This window comes from Kluyvera fluvialis, from assembly GCF_059725275.1.
On sequence record NZ_AP046142.1, the window covers coordinates 1,129,704 to 1,148,612 of the forward strand.

Consider the following 18,909-nt stretch of genomic DNA (forward strand, 5'->3'; position numbering starts at 1 on the left):
ATGTCCACTTTTGAATTTTTCTCACGCTCTGTTGAGTTGCATGAAAAAGTCATCGGTGCCTTCATTGAAAAATACATGTTCTACTAATTGGAGTTATTACCAAAAAAGGATCGGCTGCGAATGGAAAGTCGGGGAATGGAAGGGCGGGCTGACGGGGTTCGGTATTTATTACTGACAGACAGCGCCAGGTCAGCGCTGTCTGTCAGTGCAAGTTACGCTAAATCTTCACCGTTGCTGGCAATTACTTTTTTATACCACCAGAACGACTTTTTGCGCGTGCGCGCCAGCGTGCCATTGCCTGCGTCATCACGGTCTACGTATACCAGCCCGTAGCGTTTGCTCATTTCGCCGGTCGATGCCGCCACCAGATCGATACAGCCCCAGGTGGTGTAGCCGATAACCGGAATACCGTCCTCAATGGCATCGCCCATCGCACGGATATGTTCGCGCAAATAGCTGATGCGGTAATCATCATCTATCTGTCCATCGGCGTTAACCACGTCTTTCGCGCCAAGACCGTTCTCTACCAGGAATAGCGGCTTCTGGTAGCGGTCATACATCATATTCATGGTGATGCGCAGGCCGAGCGGGTCAATGCCCCAGCCCCATTCGCTGGCTTCGATATACGGATTTTTCAGCGATTTCACAATATTTGCCGCATTGGTGTTATTGGCGTTCATCTCCGCCGAGGCACAGCGCGAGGCGTAATAGCTGAAAGAGACAAAATCGACGGTGTTTTTCAAAATCTCGGCATCGTCGGCTTCGCGCTTAATCACCACGCCTTTTTCGCGAAACACGCGGGCAGAGTAGGCCGGATACGCACCGCGAGCCTGCACATCAATAAAAAACAGGTTTTCCCGGTCTTTTTCCAGCGCCGCCCACACGTCCTCTGGCTTACAGGAGTATGGGTAAAAATTGCCGCCCGCCAACATACAGCCGACCTGATTTTGCGGGTTAACTTCATGGGCGATTTTGGTCGCCAGCGCGCTTGCCACCAGTTCGTGGTGCGCGGCCTGGTACTTCACTTGATCCTGATTTTCACCTTCTTCAAACACCAGCCCCGCACCGGAAAACGGGCTATGCAGCATGATGTTGATTTCATTGAACGTCAGCCAGTATTTCACCAGCCCGTCAAACGCCTCAAAACAGGTGCGCGCATAACGAGTGAAAAACTCGACCATTTTGCGGTTACGCCAGGAGCCGTATTCCGTGACCAGATGCATCGGCACATCGAAGTGGCACAGCGTGACCAGCGGCTCAATAGCGTATTTTTTGCACTCGCTAAACAGGTCGCGATAAAAGGCGATGCCCTCAGGGTTTGGCGTCAATTCATCGCCGTTAGGATATAAACGACTCCAGGCGATGGACGTGCGGAACACGCTAAAGCCCATCTCCGCCATCAGGGCGATATCTTCTTTATAGCGATGATAGAAATCGATGGCCTGGTGGCTGGGGTAAAACTCGTCTTCACGCAGCGTAAAGCGTTTTTCCTGCCCCAGTTTTACCGGCAGCCGGTTAACGCCGTGGGGGATCATATCGACCGTTGTCAGCCCTTTTCCGCCTTCGCGATAAGCCCCTTCGGCCTGGTTGGCGGCCAGTGCGCCACCCCAGAGAAATCCTTGCGGAAATGTGGACATGCGTTACCTCAACTTACTGAAAAATAATTAAATGCCTGCTGCATTAATATCGGTATTCGGCGTGGACTGGCGTTGGCGCGCCTCGGCGGCGGCCTGTTCAGGCGGGATATCTTCAAAGCCGAGAATCAACGTCAGCACAAACGACAACACCACCGCCAGCGCCATCACACCAAACACCCAAACGATGGACATCGGGTTTGCCGGATCAAAGAACTGTACGCTGGTGAACAGCCCCGGAGCCGCCATCGAGTGGCTGGCTAGTCCGGCAATACCCGCGACAGCCCCGCAGATAAAACCGCTAATCAGGCTGGCAATCAGCGGGCGCTTCAGGCGTATCGCTACGCCGTATAGCGCGGGTTCAGAAATACCAGCCAGAATCGCCGAAGCCGCTGCCGCCAGCGCCGTCTGGCGCAGTTCTGGGTTTTTTGTTTTCCAGGCCACCGCCAGCGATGAACCGCCGAGTGACAAATTGGCGCCAATTTCCGATGGCATCACCATGCCTTCTTTGCCGGTTTCAGCGATGGTTTGAATAATGGTGGGCGTAAAGACGCGGTGCATCCCGGTCATCACCAGCAGCGGCCACAGCGCGCCCATAATGGCGACGGACAGCCAGCCCAGATAGCCGTGGATGGTGTACACCAGCGCTGAAATTGCGCTACCGATCCAGATGCCGATAGGGCCAATCAACAAGATTGCCAGCGGGGCGGCAATCAGCACGATCAGCATCGGTTTGAGGAAGTTTTTAGTCACCGCAGGGGTAATTTTATCGACCCAGCGTTCGATATACGAAAGACACCAGGTCATGACCAGCGCGGGAATCACGGTGTAGGTGTATTTCACGGCGGTAACTGGAATAAACGCAAACTCGACGTGCTCGCCCTGCGCCGCTTTTGCCATCAGCTCAATAAAACTGGGGTGCACCAGTACCCCGGCGATGGCGATAGCCAGCGACATATTGGTTTTGAATTTGACCGCAGCCGAGGCCGCGACCATCAGCGGCAGGAAGAAGAACGCCCCGTCGCCAATCACCGTTAAAATCGTTAGCGTCGGCGCACCTTTTGGCAGCACGCCGGACATTTCAAGGATCATCGCCAGCAGCTTGACCATCGATCCGCCGATAATCGCCGGGATCAGCGGTGACATCGTGCCGATCAACGCATCGAGGATCCCCGCGCCGATGCGGCGTAGGGTTAATTTAGGTTTGCCGACCGGTACGGCAGGCTGCATGTCGGCTGGCAACAGGCTGACCACTTCGCGGTAGGCCTGAGAAACGGTATTGCCGATAATCACCTGGCACTGGTTTTCATTGCGTACCACGCCCAGCACTCCGCTGAGGCTTTTCAGCGTTGCGCTGTCTACGCGGGTGTCGTCTTTCAGCACGAAGCGTAAGCGGGTCATGCAGTGCGTGACGGCGGTGATATTTTCGACACCGCCCAGCGCGGTGACTACCGAGTGCGCCAGAGCCGCATAATTTTTAGACATCGGATTTTATCCTGTTTTATCAGTAGGGTACTTGTCGCTCAACGCCGGATGAATCGCGGTGATGAAACGTTGCATAGGAAACCGGTTCCACAAAATCATGATGTGTTTATTTTTAACCAGCAAGATCTAAATTTTGTTTATTAATTATTCGTGAAACCGATCACAAGAAAGGCCGTGGGCGATTTATTCAGCGCGCTGGCAGTTGCTGAAAATAGCCAAATGGTGAAGTACACTCATGCCAAACGATTTCTTAAGGATATGAATCATGACGACGATGCTGGAGGTGGCGCAGCGGGCGGGTGTCTCGAAAGCCACCGTATCCAGGGTGCTATCGGGCAATGGGTATGTCAGCCAGGAGACAAAAGACCGGGTGTTTTTAGCCATCGAGGAGAGCGGCTACCGGCCAAATCTGCTGGCGCGTAACCTGGCGACCAAAAAGACGCAAACCCTGGGGCTGGTGGTGACGAACACGCTGTACCACGGGGTTTACTTCAGTGAGTTGTTGTATCACGCCGCCTGCATGACTGAAGATCAGGGGCGGCGGCTGATTCTGGCCGACGGTAAACACAGCGCCCAGGAGGAGCGGGATGCGATTCAGTACCTGCTCGATTTACGCTGCGACGGTATTATTATTTATCCCCGTTTTCTGAGCGTCGATGATATTGACGATATTATTGAGCAGCAGCAGCGCCCGGTGCTGGTGATTAACCGCCGCTTGCGCCGTAATAGCAGCCACTGTGTTTATTGCGATCAAAAAACGGCGAGCCAGCAAGCGGTAGAAAAATTAATTAGCCTCGGTCATCGGGATATTGCTTTTATTACCGGTTCACTGGATTCCCCCACCGGTATTGAGCGACTTTCTGGCTATAAAGACGCGTTGACTAAGCACGGCATTACGGTGCGTAATGAGCTGATTGTTGAAGGTAAATGGACTCCTGCGACCGGTGCTGCCGGGGTAGATACGCTGCGCGAACGGCAGGTCACTTTTAGCGCGCTGGTTGCCAGTAATGATGATATGGCGGTTGGGGCGATAAAGCGCCTTCACGCTCATGGAATAACGGTTCCGCAGCAGGTATCGGTTATTGGCTTTGATGATATCGCGCTGGCGCCGTATATTATTCCGTCGCTTTCCAGCGTGCGTATTCCGGTAACGGAAATGATTAAAGAAACCATTAATCGGCTTATTTTTATGCTCGATGGTGGGGATTTTAAATATCAACAGACTTTCCCTGGCGAGTTGATTGAACGTGAATCAATGATTGCCCTGACACCCCGCTGACGTCGTCAACTGTCATCGTCATTAGTGACGATGACACGCCTCTCTGCCGCGCCCTTTCCAAAATAGTATTAATAATCAATGAACTAAAAGTTGGCTCGAATAATGCATTCTCCCGCGTATTCACTGTCATTGCTGGAGAAGTTGATGAACCGTTTCATCATTGCTGATGCGAGTAAATGTATTGGCTGCCGTACCTGCGAAGTTGCATGTGTGGTTTCCCACCAGGAGGATCAGGACTGCGCCGCCCTCACGCCGCAATCTTTCCTGCCGCGTATTCACGTTATTAAAGGCGTTAATGTTTCTACCGCCACCGCTTGCCGCCAGTGCGAAGACGCACCGTGCGCTAATGTCTGCCCGAACGGTGCAATTAGCCGCGACAAAGGGTTTATCCACGTCATGCAGGAACGCTGCATCGGCTGTAAAACCTGCGTAGTGGCTTGCCCGTACGGGGCGATGGAAGTGGTGGTGCGTCCGGTCATTCGCGACAGCGGCGCAGGACTTAAAGTGCGCGCTGAAAAAGCCGAAGCCAACAAGTGTGACCTGTGCTTCCACCGCGAAGCAGGCCCCGCCTGTATGGAAGCGTGTCCAACGCATGCGCTGTTCTGCGTTGACCGCAGCAAGCTAGAACAACTGAGTGCAGAAAAACGTCGCCGCGCTGCGTTGGACGGCGCTGCCGCTATTTCTCTTTAAATTGTCCCTTAATTTCTCATTTAACAGGTCTGTTACTGATGAAAAAAATCACGAGTGTGTGCCCCTACTGTGGAGCAGGTTGCAAACTGAAGCTGGTTGTCGATAACGGTAAAATTATCCGCGCCGAGGCCGCCGATGGTAAAACCAACCAAAATGAACTGTGTCTGAAGGGCTATTACGGCTGGGATTTTCTCAACGATACTCAACTGCTGACGCCCCGTTTGACACAGCCGATGATCCGCTATGAAAAGGGCGGCAAATTCACGCCTGTGAGCTGGGATGAGGCAATTCGCTATACCGCGAAACGCCTGGGCGAGATTAAAGCCCACTACGGGCCGCGCGCGATCATGACCACCGGTTCATCGCGCGGCACTGGCAATGAAACGAACTATGTGATGCAGAAATTCGCCCGTGGCGTACTGCACACCAATAATGTGGACTGCTGTGCGCGTGTCTGCCACGGCCCATCGGTGGCTGGGCTGCAAGACGTGCTGGGCAACGGGGCGATGAGCAACGGTATCAGCGATATCGAAAACTCACGCTGCCTGCTGATTTTTGGCTACAACTGCGCCGACTCGCACCCTATTGTGGCGCGCCGGGTAATCAAAGCCCGCGACAAAGGGGCCAAAATTATCGTTTGCGACCCGCGCCGCATTGAAAGCGCGCGTATCGCAGACCAGCATCTACAAATGCGTAACGGCAGCAATATGGCGCTGGTGAACGCCTTCGCGCATGTGCTGCTGGAAGAAGAACTGTACGACAAAGAATACGTGGCGCGTTACACCTCCGGGCTTGAAGAATTGCGTGAGGTGGTGAAAGAGTACGCGCCAGAAGCGGTTGAGGAGCTAACCGGCGTTTCGGCGGCGCAAATCCGCCAGGCGATGCGCACCTACGCGGCAGCGCCGTCAGCCACCATTATGTGGGGGATGGGCGTCACGCAGTTTGGTCAGGCGGTCGATGTCGTTAAAGGGCTGGCAACGCTGGCGCTGCTGACCGGTAATCTGGGGCGTGAAAACGTCGGCGTTGGTCCTGTTCGCGGGCAAAACAACGTGCAGGGCGCGTGTGATATGGGCGTGCTGCCGAACCAGTTCCCTGGCTATCAGGATGTCACCGACGCCGCCGTGCGGGAAAAATTCGCGCACGCCTGGGGTATTGACGCCAGCCTGATGGACGACAAAGTGGGCGTGCGGATTACCGAAGTGCCGCATCTGGCGCTGGAAGGCAAAGTGAAAGCCTACTACATCATGGGCGAAGATCCGTTACAGACCGAGGCCGACTTAGGCCTGGTGCGCAAAGGTTTTGACGCGCTCGACTTTGTGGTGGTGCAGGACATCTTTATGACCAAAACCGCCGAACAGGCCGACGTGCTGCTGCCCGCCACTTCCTGGGGCGAGCATGGCGGCGTCTTTACCTGTGCCGACCGTGGCTTCCAGCGTTTCGAAAAAGCCATCGAGCCGACCTGTAACGTCAAGCGCGACTGGGAAATTATCAGCCTTATCGCCAGCGAAATGGGCTACCCGATGCATTACGACAATAACCAGCAAATCTGGGACGAAATGCGCGAGCTGTGCCCGCTGTTCTTTGGCGTCACCTACGAAAAAATGGGTGAAATGGGCCATGTGCAGTGGCCATGCCCAACGCTCGACCATCCAGGCACGCCGTATTTGTACGAGGGCAACCAGTTTGCGACGCCGGACGGCAAAGGCCATCTGTTTGCCGCGCCGTGGCGTGCGCCCGCCGAGCGCCCTGATGAACAATTCCCGCTGGTGCTGTGTACCGTGCGGGAAGTGGGGCACTACTCTTGCCGTTCAATGACCGGCAACTGCGCGGCGCTGCAATCGCTGGCGGATGAACCCGGCTTTGTGCAGATTCATCCGCGCGATGCGCAACAACTGAACGTGAGCGATAAACAACTGGTGTGGGTTTCTTCGCGTCGCGGCAAGGTGATTAGCCGCGCCAACGTGAGCGAACGTATCAACCTCGGCAGCGTCTACATGACCTACCAATGGTGGATTGGCGCTTGTAATGAACTGACTCAGGACAACCTCGACCCTATCTCCAAAACGCCGGAAACCAAATACTGTGCGGTGAAGATTGAGGCCATTGAGGATCAAAACTGGGCCGAAAACTATGCGCTACAAAGCTATCAGGCCATGAAAACGCGCCTGAAAGCGGCGGTAGCCGGGTAATTATCATGCGTGCAAACGGTGTGCAGATTCGTATCTGCGGCAAAGTTCAGGGGGTGGGGTTTCGTCCCTTTGTCTGGCAGTTAGCGCAACAGCGCGGTTGCCTGGGCGATGTCTGTAATGACAGCGCCGGGGTGCTGCTGCGCCTGCTTGGCGATGACTCAGCTGGGATAATTGCCGCACTTCATCAGCACTGCCCGCCGCTTGCGCGCATTGATAGCACTCATGTTGAGCCATTTAACTGGCCGACGCTCCCCACCGATTTTGTCATTCGCCAGAGCGGCGCGGGGGCGATGAGCACACAAATTGTCCCCGATGCGGCAACTTGCCCGGCTTGCCTCGCGGAGATGAACGACCCGCAGGAGCGGCGCTACCGCTACCCGTTTATCAACTGCACCCACTGTGGGCCGCGCTTTACAATTATTAACGCCATGCCGTACGACCGACCGTTGACGGTGATGGCGGCGTTCCCGCTTTGCCCTTGCTGTGAGGCGGAGTACCTCAATCCCTACGACCGCCGTTTTCATGCTCAGCCGGTGGCCTGCGCCGAGTGCGGCCCGTGGCTGACCTGGCATCGCGCGGGCGAACAGCAAGAAAAAGAGGCGGCGTTACAGGCGGCGGTTGATGCGCTTGCCGCAGGCGAAATTGTCGCCGTGAAGGGCATTGGCGGTTTTCATCTGGCCTGTGATGCCGGTAATCCGCAGGCGGTGGCAAGACTTCGCGCGCGTAAACATCGCCCGGCCAAACCGCTTGCGGTGATGCTCGCCAATGCCGACGGCTTGCCGCCGCAGGCGCGCGCGTTGCTGCAAACACCCGCCGCACCGATTGTGCTGGTGGATAAATCGCAGGTAGCTGGCGTATGTGAAGCCATTGCGCCGGCGCTGGCGGAAGTGGGGGTGATGTTACCCGCCAACCCACTACAGCATTTGCTGATGCAAGCGCTGGCGCGCCCCCTGGTGATGACCTCTGGCAATTTAAGCGGCAAGCCACCGGCGTTAAGCAACGAACAGGCGTTGGCGGATCTCCGGCAGATTGCCGACGGTTTTTTGCTGCATAACCGCGATATTGTTCAGCGCATGGATGACTCTGTGCTGCGACAAAACGGTGAAATGCTGCGCCGCTCGCGGGGTTATGTGCCGGACGCGCTACCGCTGCCGTCGGGTTTTCACGATGTGCCGCCGATGCTGTGCCTGGGGGCGGATATGAAAAACACCTTTTGTCTGGTGCGCGATAGCCAGGCGGTATTGAGCCAGCATTTTGGCGACCTGACCGACGACGGCGTAGAAACTCAGTGGCAGCGGGCGCTGCGTTTGATGCAGGCGATTTACGACTTCACCCCACAGGCGGTGGTGTCGGATTTTCACGCAGGCTATCGTTCAAGCCAATGGGCCGCCGCTAGCGAATTACCGCAACAGCAGGTGTTGCATCATCATGCGCATATCGCCGCCTGTCTTGCCGAGCACAACTGGCCGCTTGATGGTGGCGAGGTGATTGCGATGGCGCTCGACGGCATTGGCATGGGCGAAAATGGCGCGCTATGGGGCGGCGAGTGTCTGCGCGTGAGCTATCGCGACTGTGAACATGTAGGCGGCCTGCCAGCGGTAGCGTTGCCAGGGGGCGACCTCGCGGCGCAGCAACCGTGGCGCAACCTGCTGGCGCAGTGTCTGGCGTTTGTCCCGAACTGGGCAGAATTTCCTGAAACCGCCGTGTTGCAACAGCACAATTGGCCGCTGCTGGCGAAAGCGATTGAGCGTGGGCTGAATAGCCCGCTGGCCTCATCGTGTGGGCGGTTGTTTGACGCAGTGGCCTGTGCGCTGGGCTGCGCGCCCGACTCGCTGAGCTACGAAGGCGAGGCGGCATGTCGGCTGGAAGCGCTGGCGGCAAGCGGTCGTGGTGTGGCGCATCCGGTGGTGATACCGGTGCGTGATAACCAACTCGACCTGGCGGCTTTCTGGCAAACGTGGCTGGGCTGGCGGGCGACGGCGGGCGAAAAAGCGTGGGCGTTCCACGATGCGCTGGCGCACGGCATTGCGGCATTAATGCGCCAACAGGCGCAGCGGGCACAGATTTCGACGCTGGCGTTTGGCGGCGGCGTGCTGCACAACGCGCTGCTGCGCGCACGTTTAACGCACTATTTAGCGGATTTCACCTTGCTCTTTCCCACGCGCTTACCGGCGGGGGATGGGGCCATTTCATACGGACAAGCGCTGGTTGCGGCGGCTCGTCATCAGGGTTAAGAGGTTACTCATCATGTTGTGGAATATCCTTCGCCGCCAGCCGCGCGCGTCGCTGTTGGTGCTGGTGTTGCTATTGGCCAACCTTGCCGCCTGGTGCTGGGCGTGGCAGGCATTTGGGGATAACGGCGCGTTGATGGCCGCCAGCCTGCTGGCGTGGGGCTACGGTTTGCGTCATGCGGTGGACGCCGACCATATCGCCGCCATTGATAATGTCACGCGCAAAATGATGCAACAGGGCCAGCGCCCGTTTGGCGTCGGCGCGTGGTTCTCGCTGGGGCACTCGTCGATTGTGGTGCTGGCATCGGTGGCGATAGCCGCCACCGCGACGGCGTTTCAGCAGAAAATGGGCTGGTTTCACGATACCGGTAGCCTGATTGGCACGGCGGTTTCAGCGGTGTTTTTGCTGGTGATGGCGCTGATTAACCTGATTATTCTGCGCAGCGTGTGGCACAGCTTTCAGGCGCTGAAAAACGGTGAACCGGTTGCCGCCGATGTGGCGGTAAGCGGTGGGATGATGAGCGCGTTATTCAGCCGCACTTTCCGTTTAATCGGCAAAAGCTGGCATATGTATTTGGTCGGCTTTTTGTTCGGTTTAGGTTTTGATACCGCGACCGAAATTGGCGTGCTGGGGATTTCTGCCGCTAGTGCCTCTCACGGGATGTCGATGTGGTCGATTATGGTCTTTCCGGCGCTGTTTGCCAGCGGCATGGCGTTGGTGGATACGCTGGATAATATTTTAATGGTTGGGGCGTATGGCTGGGCGTTCAATAAGCCGCAGCGGAAGCTTTATTACAACATGACCATTACCGCCGCTTCTGTGGTGGTGGCGCTGTTTATTGGCGGGCTGGAAGCGCTGGGGTTGATTATGGATAAGTTCGCGCTGACCGGCGGGCCGTGGAGCGCGATTGCCGCGTTAAGCGATAACCTGGGGAATGCCGGTTTTGTGGTGATTGGCCTGTTTGCGCTGTGTTGGCTGGTGTCGATTGTGAATTACCGCTGGCGCAATTATGACGCGTTGGTAGTGCGTTAAGCCGGATGGCGGCTAACGCCTTATCCGGCCTACGGTTACGGTGGTGTTTATTGTAGGCCCGGTAAGCGCAGCGCCACCGGGCAAGTCTTAACTGGCGAGCGACTTCAACAAGCCAAACGCCTCTTTCATCCGTTCTTCGCTGACGACAAACGCCCGTAACTGCTGGTTTTCGTCGTAACCCTGCGCCAGCATCCCGTCGGCGCGCGTTTCAATTTTCCAGTTCAGATCTTGACGGCGGGTTTCACCGGCTAAATGCAGCGGCAGATCCGGCGTTTTCACCTTCACCAACATATTTGGCAGCTTCAGCTCACCGGGCTGACCCAGCATGTTCTTCGCCAGACACATCGCACTGAGCAAAATCGGTTGCAGGAACGGCATCACCGTACCGTTGATCTCCGCACAGTCGCCCAGCGCGTAAATATCCGGGTTGCTGGTTTGCAGCGTGCTGTTCACCTTCACCCCACGGTTAATCTCTAACCCCGCAATTCGCGCCAGCGCGGTTTCCGGGCGCAAACCGGTGGCGGCAATCACCGCATCAACATCAATATGGCGCTCACGGTCGAAGTGAGCGCGGATGCCGCTTGGCGTCTGCTCCAGCGACTGCAACTGGCTTTTCAGCAACAGATGAATCCCCATATCGGTTAAGCGGTGTTGCAGGCGGCTGCTGACTTCTGGCGGCATCAGGGAGGACAGAATGCTTGCGGAGTTATCCACCACTGTGACCGATTTACCCGCGCGGCAGAAGTCCATCGCCAGCTCGCTGCCAATCAGCCCCGCACCGATAATCAGCACCCGTTTGGCATCGTGCAACGTACTTTGCGCCGCGCCAAACTCTTGCTGGCTGTTGAGCGTCAGCATCAGATCTTTGCCAGGCACTGGCGGAACAATCGCCGCCGCGCCGGTTGCCAGCACCAGTTTGTCGTACTGCCACTGGTGGTTCTGGCTTTTCACCACATGCGCTTTGGCGTCGATGCCTGTCACCCAGGTCTGCGGGAACAGATTCAGGTTGTACTGCTCGGCAAATTCGCCCGCCGTTTGTAGCGTCAGGTCGGCAGCGGTTTGCCCCCGGCTGACCACGTGGCTTAAATCCGGCTTGTTGTACTCGTCGATGCTGTCGGCGGCAATGAGCGTCAATTTGACGCTCGCATCCAGCTTACGGATATTTTTTACCAACTGGCGCGCGGCGAAGCCTGAGCCAATAATGACAATGCCATGATTCATTTTGCCTCCTACGCTAATACGTCGAACACGTCTTTGCCGAGTGAGCATTCTGGGCACAGGAAGTTATCCGGTACTTCGCTCCACGGTGTACCTGGTTTAACGTCCTGAGTTGGCTCGCCTTTGGCGGGGTCATAAACCCACTGGCAAACCCCGCACTGCATACATGGGCCAAGATCGGCTTGCGTCGCGGGGCTGTTTTCTTGCGCCACCGCTGGGGCCGCACCCATTTCTGGCAGTGGCGCCAGCGCCCACTGGCGGGCAATATCGCGCCCGTGCTGACGGCACAGTTCCAGCGCGTCAACGTCTGGACGCCATTTGGCTTTCAGGCTCAACGACATTTCGAAACCCGCATCCTGCAAGCGGGTGGATAAACGGTCTACCGCGCCGCCGCTCCAGCCGTGTGAACCAAATGCGCTGGCGCGTTTATTGCGAAAACGCAGGCCGGTAATCTCTTCGACCAGGCCGGCAATTTTCGGCATCATCACGTTGTTCATGGTGGATGTCCCGACCAGCACCCCTTTAGAGCGGAAGACGTTAGTCAGGATCTCGTTTTTATCGCTGCGGGCGACGTTAAAGATTTTCACCGCCACGTTCGGGTCAACTTCGTTGATGCCTTGGGCAATCGCGTCCGCCATCATGCGAGTATTATTGGACATGGTGTCGTAGAAAATGGTGATGCGATCTTCCTGATAATCTGCTGCCCATTTCAGATACAGTTCCACGATTTGCGTTGGGTTGTCGCGCCATACCACACCGTGAGAGGTGGCAATCATATCGACCGGCAGGTTAAAGCCGAGGATCTCGTTAATTTTCGGCGTTACCAGGCGGCTGAACGGCGTCAGGATGTTGGCATAGTAGCGCTGGCACTGTTCGAACAGCTCAGTCTGGTCAACTTCGTCGTTGAACAGGCGTTCGTCACAATAGTGCTGGCCAAAGGCGTCGTTGCTGAACAACACCGCATCGCCGGTCATGTAGGTCATCATGCTGTCCGGCCAGTGCAGCATCGGGGTTTCAACGAAGATAAGCTGCTTGCCGTTACCGATATCCAGCGTATCGCCCGTTTTCACCACGTGGAAATTCCACTCTGGGTGATGGTGGTGGCCGTTGATAGAGTCGATAGCGTTAGCGGTGCAGTAAATGGGGGTATCGGGAATCTGCGTCATCAGCTCGGTTAACGCACCGGCATGGTCTTCTTCTGCGTGGTTAATGATGATGTAGTCGATGTCGGCAAGGTCGATTTCACCGCGCAGGTTTTGCACGAATTCACGGCTGAATTTATGATCGACGGTATCAATCAGCACATTTTTTTCTTCACGAATCAGATAGCTGTTGTAGCTGCTGCCACGCAGTGTTTTGTATTCCGTACCGTGGAAATCACGCACTTCCCAATCACGTTGGCCAACCCAATGAATGTTGTTTTTAACCAGAATAGACATAGCAACCTCAATCAATAATTCAGTGTTTCTCAAAAAGATGTATTGCTTATTGCAGGTAGTGTGCCAACTTTTTAATTCGTTGATTTGTATGGTTTTAATTGTTTTTATGCTATTTTGAATTGTCAAAATGACTATGCTTTTTATTGTCAATATGACACTATGCATTGTCAAAATGACTGTGAGGTTGCTATGAGCTTTTCCGTGAATGTGCTGGCAGGGATCGCCATTGAATTACAACGCGGAGTGGGGCATCAAGACCGTTTCCAACGGCTGATAACCACGTTACGCCAGGTGCTGGAGTGCGACGCTTCGGCGCTGCTGCGTTATGAGGCGCGGCAGTTTATTCCGCTCGCCATCGACGGGCTGACGCAGGATGTCCTGGGCCGCCGTTTCACGCTGGAAGGGCATCCTCGGCTGGAGGCGATTGCTCGCGCTGGTGACGTGGTGCGTTTCCCCGCCGATAGCGACCTGCCAGATCCTTACGATGGTTTAATCCCCGGGCATGAAAGCCTGAAGGTTCACGCGTGTATTGGGCTGCCGCTGTTTGCCGGACAAAACCTGATTGGCGCCTTGACGCTGGATGGCATGTCACCGGATCAATTCGATGTCTTTAGCGACGAAGAACTCAGGCTGATTGCGGCGCTGGCTGCCGGGGCGCTGAGCAATGCGCTGCTGATTGAACAACTGGAAAGCCAGAATATGCTGCCAGGCTCCGTCAGTAATTTTGAGCAAATTAAAGCGACGCAGATGATTGGCCTGTCGCCGGGTATGGCGCAGCTCAAAAAAGAGATTGAGATTGTTGCCGCTTCTGACCTGAACGTGCTGATAAGCGGTGAAACCGGCACAGGGAAAGAGCTGGTGGCGAAGGCGATTCATGAAGGTTCGCCGCGCGCGGTAAGCCCGTTGGTGTATCTCAACTGTGCGGCGTTGCCGGAAAGCGTGGCGGAAAGCGAACTCTTTGGTCATGTTAAAGGGGCGTTTACCGGGGCTATCAGCAACCGTAGCGGTAAATTTGAAATGGCGGATAACGGCACGCTGTTTTTGGACGAGATTGGCGAGCTGTCGCTGGCGTTACAGGCCAAACTGCTGCGCGTGTTGCAGTATGGCGATATTCAGCGCGTCGGTGATGACCGCAGCCTGCGGGTGGATGTGCGCGTGTTGGCGGCGACTAACCGTGATTTGCGCGAAGAAGTGCTGGCAGGGAATTTCCGTGCCGACCTGTTCCACCGCCTGAGCGTGTTCCCGCTTTTTGTGCCGCCGTTGCGCGAACGGGGTGAAGATGTGGTGCTGCTGGCGGGGTATTTCTGCGAGCAGTGCCGGTTGCGTCTGGGGCTGTCACGGGTGGTGCTGAGCGCGGGGGCGCGGGCGCATTTGCTGAGCTATGATTGGCCTGGCAACGTGCGTGAGCTGGAACATGCGGTGCATCGCGCGGTGGTGCTGGCGCGGGCGACACGCAGCAGCGGTGAAGTAGTGCTGGAAGCGCCGCATTTTGCTTTTCAGGATGCCTCGACGAACGTTGTGGCAGAAACGCCCGTACCGGCTCCACAGGTGCAGAGCCTGCGCGAGGCGACGGAGCATTTTCAGCGCCAGATGATTAGCCAGGCGTTGGATGAGCATCATCAAAACTGGGCGGCGAGCGCGCGGGCGCTGGAGACTGACGTCGCCAACCTGCATCGGTTGGCGAAGCGTCTGGGGCTGAAGGGTTAGAGAATCCCCGCCTGGTAGAAGTTTTGCAGGTTAATCGCGCCCACTAAACGGTGGGCGTCGTCCACCACCGGTGCGGCGCTGATTTTCAGCTTCATCAGTTGATCTTTGGCGTCGATAGCGCGCGCCTGGTCGTTCAGCGTTACGCCGCCTGTGGTCATTGCCGCGCTAACGGTATCAGCCAGCACACCGCCGTCTACCAGCCAGCGGCGCAGATCGCCGTCGGTAAAGACGCCAAGCACCTGTGCCTGATCATTGCATACGGCGACCATTCCCATCCCGGTACGGCTCAGTTCGAGCATCGCGTCCATTACGCTTGCGTGGTGCGACACCTGCGGCACGTCGGCGTCTTTGCGCATCAGATGATGCACACGGTTTAACAACCGTGCGCCCAGCGCTCCTGCCGGATGCGAGCGGGCAAAATCTTCCTCATTGAAACCGCGCGCCTGCATTACGGCGATCGCCAGCGCGTCGCCCATCATCAGCGTATTGACGGTGCTGGAGGTTGGGGCAAGGTGCATTGGGCAGGCTTCGCGTTCTACTGAGATATCCAGCACGGCATCGGCGGCGAGCGCCAGCGGTGAGTTGGCTTTGCCGGTCATCGCCAGCAGCACCACGGATTTCTCTTTTAAACGTGGGATAATGTGGTCTAGCTCTTTTGCGCCACCGGAATAAGAGATAAACAGCATGACGTCGCGGCTTTCGACCATCCCTAAGTCACCGTGCAGCGCTTCTGCCGGATGAACGAAGAACGCCGGTGTGCCGGTGCTGGCAAAGGTCGCCGCCAGTTTTTTGCCAATGTGACCGGACTTGCCCATCCCGGAGACAATCAGTTTGCCTTTGCAGTCGAGAATGGCTTGTGCAGCTTGCACAAAAGTCTCGTCAAGACGGTCGGGTAGGCGGCTGGCTTCCTGTAATTCCAGTAACAGGGCTTTACGCCCGGCGTCTAACAAAAAATCACTCATGACTTTCTCCGTTAATTAGCGCGTCACACGGTCCAATTTGCGCGGCGATGATAAAACATTCTTGCCGAACAGAGAATTGATTGAATCATGGATAGTACGCTGGCGGAGTTTTTTTTCCCGTCGAGGTGTTCGGTACTTCCTTGCAGCGTGGCGGATGCTTTACCATATTTAACTCTTGCTGATTTTGTATAACGGAAGTCCCATGTTGAAGCGTCGCGTTCTGGCTTTACTCCCTTTGTGTGTCCTGCTCGCTGCCTGTAGCAGCAAGCCGAAAACGGCTGAATCACCGGCAACAACCTCCGGCGGTTTTCTTCTTGAACCCCAGCATAATACGTTGATGCCAACCGGCGATTTCGCCAATAACCCGGCTGCCGAGCAGTTCATCAATAAAATGGTGAGCAAGCATGGATTTGACCGCCAGCAGTTGCACGAGATCCTCTCACAGGCAAAACGCCTGGATTACGTTCTGCGCCTGATGGACAAACAAGCGCCGACCAGCCAGCCGCCGTCAGGCCCGAACGGGGCGTGGCTGCGCTACCGTAAACAGTTCATTACCCCAGATAACGTGCAAAATGGCGTAGCATTCTGGAACCAGTATCAGGGCGCATTGCAGCGCGCTTCGCAGGTTTACGGCGTCCCGCCGGAAATCATTGTCGGGATTATCGGCGTCGAAACCCGCTGGGGCCGCGTGATGGGTAAAACCCGTATTCTTGATGCGCTGGCGACACTCTCCTTTAACTATCCGCGCCGTGCGGCGTACTTCTCCAGCGAGCTGGAAACCTTCTTGCTGATGGCGCGCGACGAAAAAGATGACCCTCTGGATCTGAAAGGTTCGTTTGCCGGGGCGATGGGCTACGGGCAGTTTATGCCGTCGTCCTATAAAGAGTATGCGGTTGATTTTAATGGCGATGGCCACATCAACCTGTGGGACCCTGAAGACGCTATCGGGAGCGTTGCTAACTACTTTAAACAGCACGGCTGGGTGAGCGGCGACACGGTGGCGGTGCAGGCAATGGGCCAGGCTCCGGGGCTGGATAACGGCTTCAAAACCAAATACAGCATTTCGCAGTTGTCGGCGGCAGGCTTAACGCCAATGCAGTCGCTGGGCAACCATCAGCAGGCTAGCCTGTTGCGCCTGGATATCGGCACGGGCTACCAGTATTGGTACGGGCTGCCGAACTTCTACACCATCACCCGCTACAACCGCAGTACCCATTATGCGATGGCGGTTTGGCAACTGGGGCTGGCGGTATCTGAGGCTCGCGGGCAGTAATTTCCCTCCTTTGCGCCTCTCCGTCCGGAGAGGCGATTGTTACATTTTGCATCATTTCCTGGCGTTTACATCCGCACGTTAATTTCATATTGTTATGTTATAACATCAATTAACGAGGTGGACATGTTGAGTACATTGTTTATGGCCTCCGGCACGGCCAGGCTGCTGTTGGCCTGTGTGTTGCTGGTGGCGCTGTGGCTGGCGGTTTGGTGGGCGGTCGCGCTGCCATGATTGAACTGGACAACCTGGTAGTGGGCTATGAAGGTGTGGCGATTACGCCAGCGCTGAGTGGCACGATTCATAAAGGCAGCATGACGGCGATTGTTGGGCTGAACGGCTGTGGAAAATCAACGTTATTGAAGACGCTGGCGGGCTTTATTCCGCCGGTGAGCGGCGTTGTGCGCTGGTCGCCATCGCGCCCGGTTATCGGCTGGCTGGCGCAGCGTCATGCGCTGGAGTCGCAGTTTCCGCTGATGGTGCAAGACGTCGTCAGCTATGGAGCATGGCCGCGCGTCTCGCTGCTGCGAAGTTTGCGTCGCGATTCCCGACGCCGCATAGATGCCGCGCTGGCGCGGGTGGGGCTGTCGGCGATGGCGAAAGCGCCTATCGAAGAACTTTCCGGTGGCCAGTTTCAGCGCATGTTGTTTGCGCGCGTACTGGTGCAACGTGCGCCGCTGGTGATGCTCGACGAGCCGTTTACCGGCATTGATGAAGCTACCAGCCGCGACTTGATGGGCGTGATTCTTGAAATGCACCAGCAGGGGCAAACCGTGCTGGCGGTGCTGCATGATAACCAACGCGTCGCGGAGTGCTTCCCTGAAACGCTCCTGCTGGCATCAAAGGATGCACGTTGGGGGGAAACCCCGGATGTCCTTGCCGCCTTTACTTCCGCGAGGCAGGCATGATTTGGCACACCTTCTTCCAACCGTTTATTGAATTCGGCTTTATGCGCCGCGCGCTGGTGGTGTGTCTGGCGTTGTCGCTAAGCACCACCATTCTTGGCGTCTTTTTACTGCTCCGACGAATGAGCCTGATGGGCGATGCGTTGTCCCACGCCATTTTGCCCGGTGTGGCGGCGGGCTATTTGCTCAACGGCATGTCCCTGCTAGCCATGACCGTCGGCGGCTTTATTGCCGGAATTGTCGTGGCGCTGGTGGCGGGCTGGGTGAGCCGCCGTACGCCGCTTAAAGAAGATGCCAGTTTTGCCGGTTTCTACCTTGGTTCGCTGGCGCTGGGGGTCACGCTAGTGTCGCTGCGCGGTTCTAATGTTGATCTGCTGCACCTGCTTTTTGGCTCAATTCTGGCGGTTGACAACGATGCTGCGCTGTTTGTGGTGAGCGTCGCCAGCCTGACGATTATCTGCATTGCGCTGTTTTATCGGGGATTAGTCAGCGAGGCGTTCGACAGCGCCTGGCTGCAAGTGAATGCGCGCTGGTTGCCGGTGCTGTTGCATGGCCTATTTCTGGCGCTGTTGGTGCTCAACCTGGTGGCGGGGTTTCAGGTGCTGGGCACGTTAATGGCTGTTGGCGTGATGATGCTGCCCGCCGTGGCCGCGACCTGCTGGGCGCGCACGCTGCCGAGTATTTTACTGCTGGCGGCGCTGATGGGCTGCGTGTGTGCTTGGCTGGGGTTGAGCCTGTCGTGGACGGCGAATCTACCGGCAGGGCCATCGATAGTCCTGACGGCCAGCGGCATCTTTTTTGTTTCGGTGTTTTTTGGCAAGCGCAGCCGGTTGACTGTCGGCTGGCGAAAATTAATAGGGTAAGGGG

At 56.4% G+C, this 18,909-nt stretch carries 14 protein-coding genes and 1 pseudogene; 10 read left to right on the top strand and 5 right to left on the bottom strand.

Annotation, left to right across the window (positions count from 1 at the left end; all coding sequences use genetic code 11):
• Window positions 1–18: 18 nt before the first annotated feature.
• Window positions 19–87: pseudogene (locus AC6I4B_RS05470) on the top strand (IS1 family transposase); the annotation flags it as partial.
• 125 nt (window positions 88–212) lie between these two features.
• Here the strand turns inward: AC6I4B_RS05470 and AC6I4B_RS05475 are convergent.
• On the bottom strand, window positions 213–1,637 hold the full coding sequence (locus tag AC6I4B_RS05475; protein WP_497770196.1) for a 6-phospho-beta-glucosidase: 1,425 nt from the start codon (window positions 1,635–1,637) through the stop codon (window positions 213–215).
• Between the two features lie 27 nt (window positions 1,638–1,664).
• Window positions 1,665–3,119: a PTS cellobiose/arbutin/salicin transporter subunit IIBC gene (ascF, locus tag AC6I4B_RS05480; protein WP_497770198.1), complete on the bottom strand. Its 1,455-nt coding sequence runs from the start codon at window positions 3,117–3,119 to the stop codon at window positions 1,665–1,667.
• 265 nt (window positions 3,120–3,384) lie between these two features.
• Between ascF and AC6I4B_RS05485 the strand changes: the two genes are divergently transcribed.
• The 5 genes from AC6I4B_RS05485 to AC6I4B_RS05505 all read left to right on the top strand — a co-directional run bounded on the left by AC6I4B_RS05485 (window position 3,385) and on the right by AC6I4B_RS05505 (window position 10,541).
• Window positions 3,385–4,398, top strand: coding sequence for a LacI family DNA-binding transcriptional regulator (locus AC6I4B_RS05485; RefSeq protein WP_497770199.1), 1,014 nt, complete (start codon window positions 3,385–3,387; stop codon window positions 4,396–4,398).
• Between the two features lie 144 nt (window positions 4,399–4,542).
• Window positions 4,543–5,088 (top strand): electron transport protein HydN, encoded by a 546-nt coding sequence (gene hydN, locus AC6I4B_RS05490; RefSeq protein WP_497770200.1) that lies wholly within the window; start codon window positions 4,543–4,545, stop codon window positions 5,086–5,088.
• Between the two features lie 38 nt (window positions 5,089–5,126).
• Window positions 5,127–7,277, top strand: a complete 2,151-nt coding sequence (gene fdhF, locus AC6I4B_RS05495) for a formate dehydrogenase subunit alpha (RefSeq protein WP_497770202.1) — start codon at window positions 5,127–5,129, stop codon at window positions 7,275–7,277.
• 5 nt (window positions 7,278–7,282) lie between these two features.
• Window positions 7,283–9,511 carry a carbamoyltransferase HypF gene (gene hypF, locus AC6I4B_RS05500; protein ID WP_497770203.1) on the top strand — a complete coding sequence of 743 codons (2,229 nt, stop codon included), beginning with the start codon at window positions 7,283–7,285 and terminating at the stop codon, window positions 9,509–9,511.
• A 13-nt stretch (window positions 9,512–9,524) separates the two neighbouring features.
• Window positions 9,525–10,541, top strand: coding sequence for a HoxN/HupN/NixA family nickel/cobalt transporter (locus tag AC6I4B_RS05505; RefSeq protein WP_497770205.1), 1,017 nt, complete (start codon window positions 9,525–9,527; stop codon window positions 10,539–10,541).
• Window positions 10,542–10,628: 87 nt separating this feature from the next.
• Here AC6I4B_RS05505 and norW read toward each other — a convergent pair whose 3' ends face one another.
• The gene (gene norW, locus AC6I4B_RS05510; RefSeq protein ID WP_497770206.1) at window positions 10,629–11,762 is read right to left on the bottom strand and encodes an NADH:flavorubredoxin reductase NorW; all 1,134 of its coding nucleotides are present in this window, start codon (window positions 11,760–11,762) and stop codon (window positions 10,629–10,631) included.
• 8 nt (window positions 11,763–11,770) lie between these two features.
• Window positions 11,771–13,198 (bottom strand): anaerobic nitric oxide reductase flavorubredoxin, encoded by a 1,428-nt coding sequence (gene norV / locus AC6I4B_RS05515; protein WP_497770207.1) that lies wholly within the window; start codon window positions 13,196–13,198, stop codon window positions 11,771–11,773.
• A gap of 189 nt (window positions 13,199–13,387) precedes the next feature.
• Between norV and norR the strand changes: the two genes are divergently transcribed.
• Entirely contained in the window at window positions 13,388–14,905 is a 1,518-nt protein-coding gene (gene norR / locus AC6I4B_RS05520) for a nitric oxide reductase transcriptional regulator NorR (RefSeq protein ID WP_497770209.1), read from the top strand.
• Here norR and gutQ read toward each other — a convergent pair.
• Window positions 14,902–15,867, bottom strand: a complete 966-nt coding sequence (gene gutQ / locus AC6I4B_RS05525) for an arabinose-5-phosphate isomerase GutQ (protein ID WP_497770210.1) — start codon at window positions 15,865–15,867, stop codon at window positions 14,902–14,904. The two genes, norR and gutQ, sit on opposite strands and share 4 nt — an antisense overlap.
• 202 nt (window positions 15,868–16,069) lie before the next feature.
• Between gutQ and mltB the strand changes: the two genes are divergently transcribed.
• The 3 genes from mltB to AC6I4B_RS05540 all read left to right on the top strand — a co-directional run bounded on the left by mltB (window position 16,070) and on the right by AC6I4B_RS05540 (window position 18,905).
• Window positions 16,070–17,140, top strand: coding sequence for a lytic murein transglycosylase B (gene mltB / locus AC6I4B_RS05530; protein ID WP_497770212.1), 1,071 nt, complete (start codon window positions 16,070–16,072; stop codon window positions 17,138–17,140).
• A gap of 227 nt (window positions 17,141–17,367) precedes the next feature.
• Window positions 17,368–18,045, top strand: a complete 678-nt coding sequence (locus AC6I4B_RS05535; protein WP_497771943.1) for a metal ABC transporter ATP-binding protein — start codon at window positions 17,368–17,370, stop codon at window positions 18,043–18,045.
• Window positions 18,042–18,905: a metal ABC transporter permease gene (locus tag AC6I4B_RS05540; RefSeq protein WP_497770213.1), complete on the top strand. Its 864-nt coding sequence runs from the start codon at window positions 18,042–18,044 to the stop codon at window positions 18,903–18,905. The genes AC6I4B_RS05535 and AC6I4B_RS05540 overlap by 4 nt, the downstream gene beginning before the upstream one ends.
• Window positions 18,906–18,909 lie beyond the last annotated feature (4 nt).

Coding starts and splice junctions, on each gene's coding strand:
- AC6I4B_RS05475 (WP_497770196.1), bottom strand. CDS start 1,637: ATGTCCACATTTCCGCAAGGATTTCTCTGGGGTGGCGCACTGGCCGCC.
- ascF (WP_497770198.1), bottom strand. CDS start 3,119: ATGTCTAAAAATTATGCGGCTCTGGCGCACTCGGTAGTCACCGCGCTG.
- AC6I4B_RS05485 (WP_497770199.1), top strand. CDS start 3,385: ATGACGACGATGCTGGAGGTGGCGCAGCGGGCGGGTGTCTCGAAAGCC.
- hydN (WP_497770200.1), top strand. CDS start 4,543: ATGAACCGTTTCATCATTGCTGATGCGAGTAAATGTATTGGCTGCCGT.
- fdhF (WP_497770202.1), top strand. CDS start 5,127: ATGAAAAAAATCACGAGTGTGTGCCCCTACTGTGGAGCAGGTTGCAAA.
- hypF (WP_497770203.1), top strand. CDS start 7,283: ATGCGTGCAAACGGTGTGCAGATTCGTATCTGCGGCAAAGTTCAGGGG.
- AC6I4B_RS05505 (WP_497770205.1), top strand. CDS start 9,525: ATGTTGTGGAATATCCTTCGCCGCCAGCCGCGCGCGTCGCTGTTGGTG.
- norW (WP_497770206.1), bottom strand. CDS start 11,762: ATGAATCATGGCATTGTCATTATTGGCTCAGGCTTCGCCGCGCGCCAG.
- norV (WP_497770207.1), bottom strand. CDS start 13,198: ATGTCTATTCTGGTTAAAAACAACATTCATTGGGTTGGCCAACGTGAT.
- norR (WP_497770209.1), top strand. CDS start 13,388: ATGAGCTTTTCCGTGAATGTGCTGGCAGGGATCGCCATTGAATTACAA.
- gutQ (WP_497770210.1), bottom strand. CDS start 15,867: ATGAGTGATTTTTTGTTAGACGCCGGGCGTAAAGCCCTGTTACTGGAA.
- mltB (WP_497770212.1), top strand. CDS start 16,070: ATGTTGAAGCGTCGCGTTCTGGCTTTACTCCCTTTGTGTGTCCTGCTC.
- AC6I4B_RS05535 (WP_497771943.1), top strand. CDS start 17,368: ATGATTGAACTGGACAACCTGGTAGTGGGCTATGAAGGTGTGGCGATT.
- AC6I4B_RS05540 (WP_497770213.1), top strand. CDS start 18,042: ATGATTTGGCACACCTTCTTCCAACCGTTTATTGAATTCGGCTTTATG.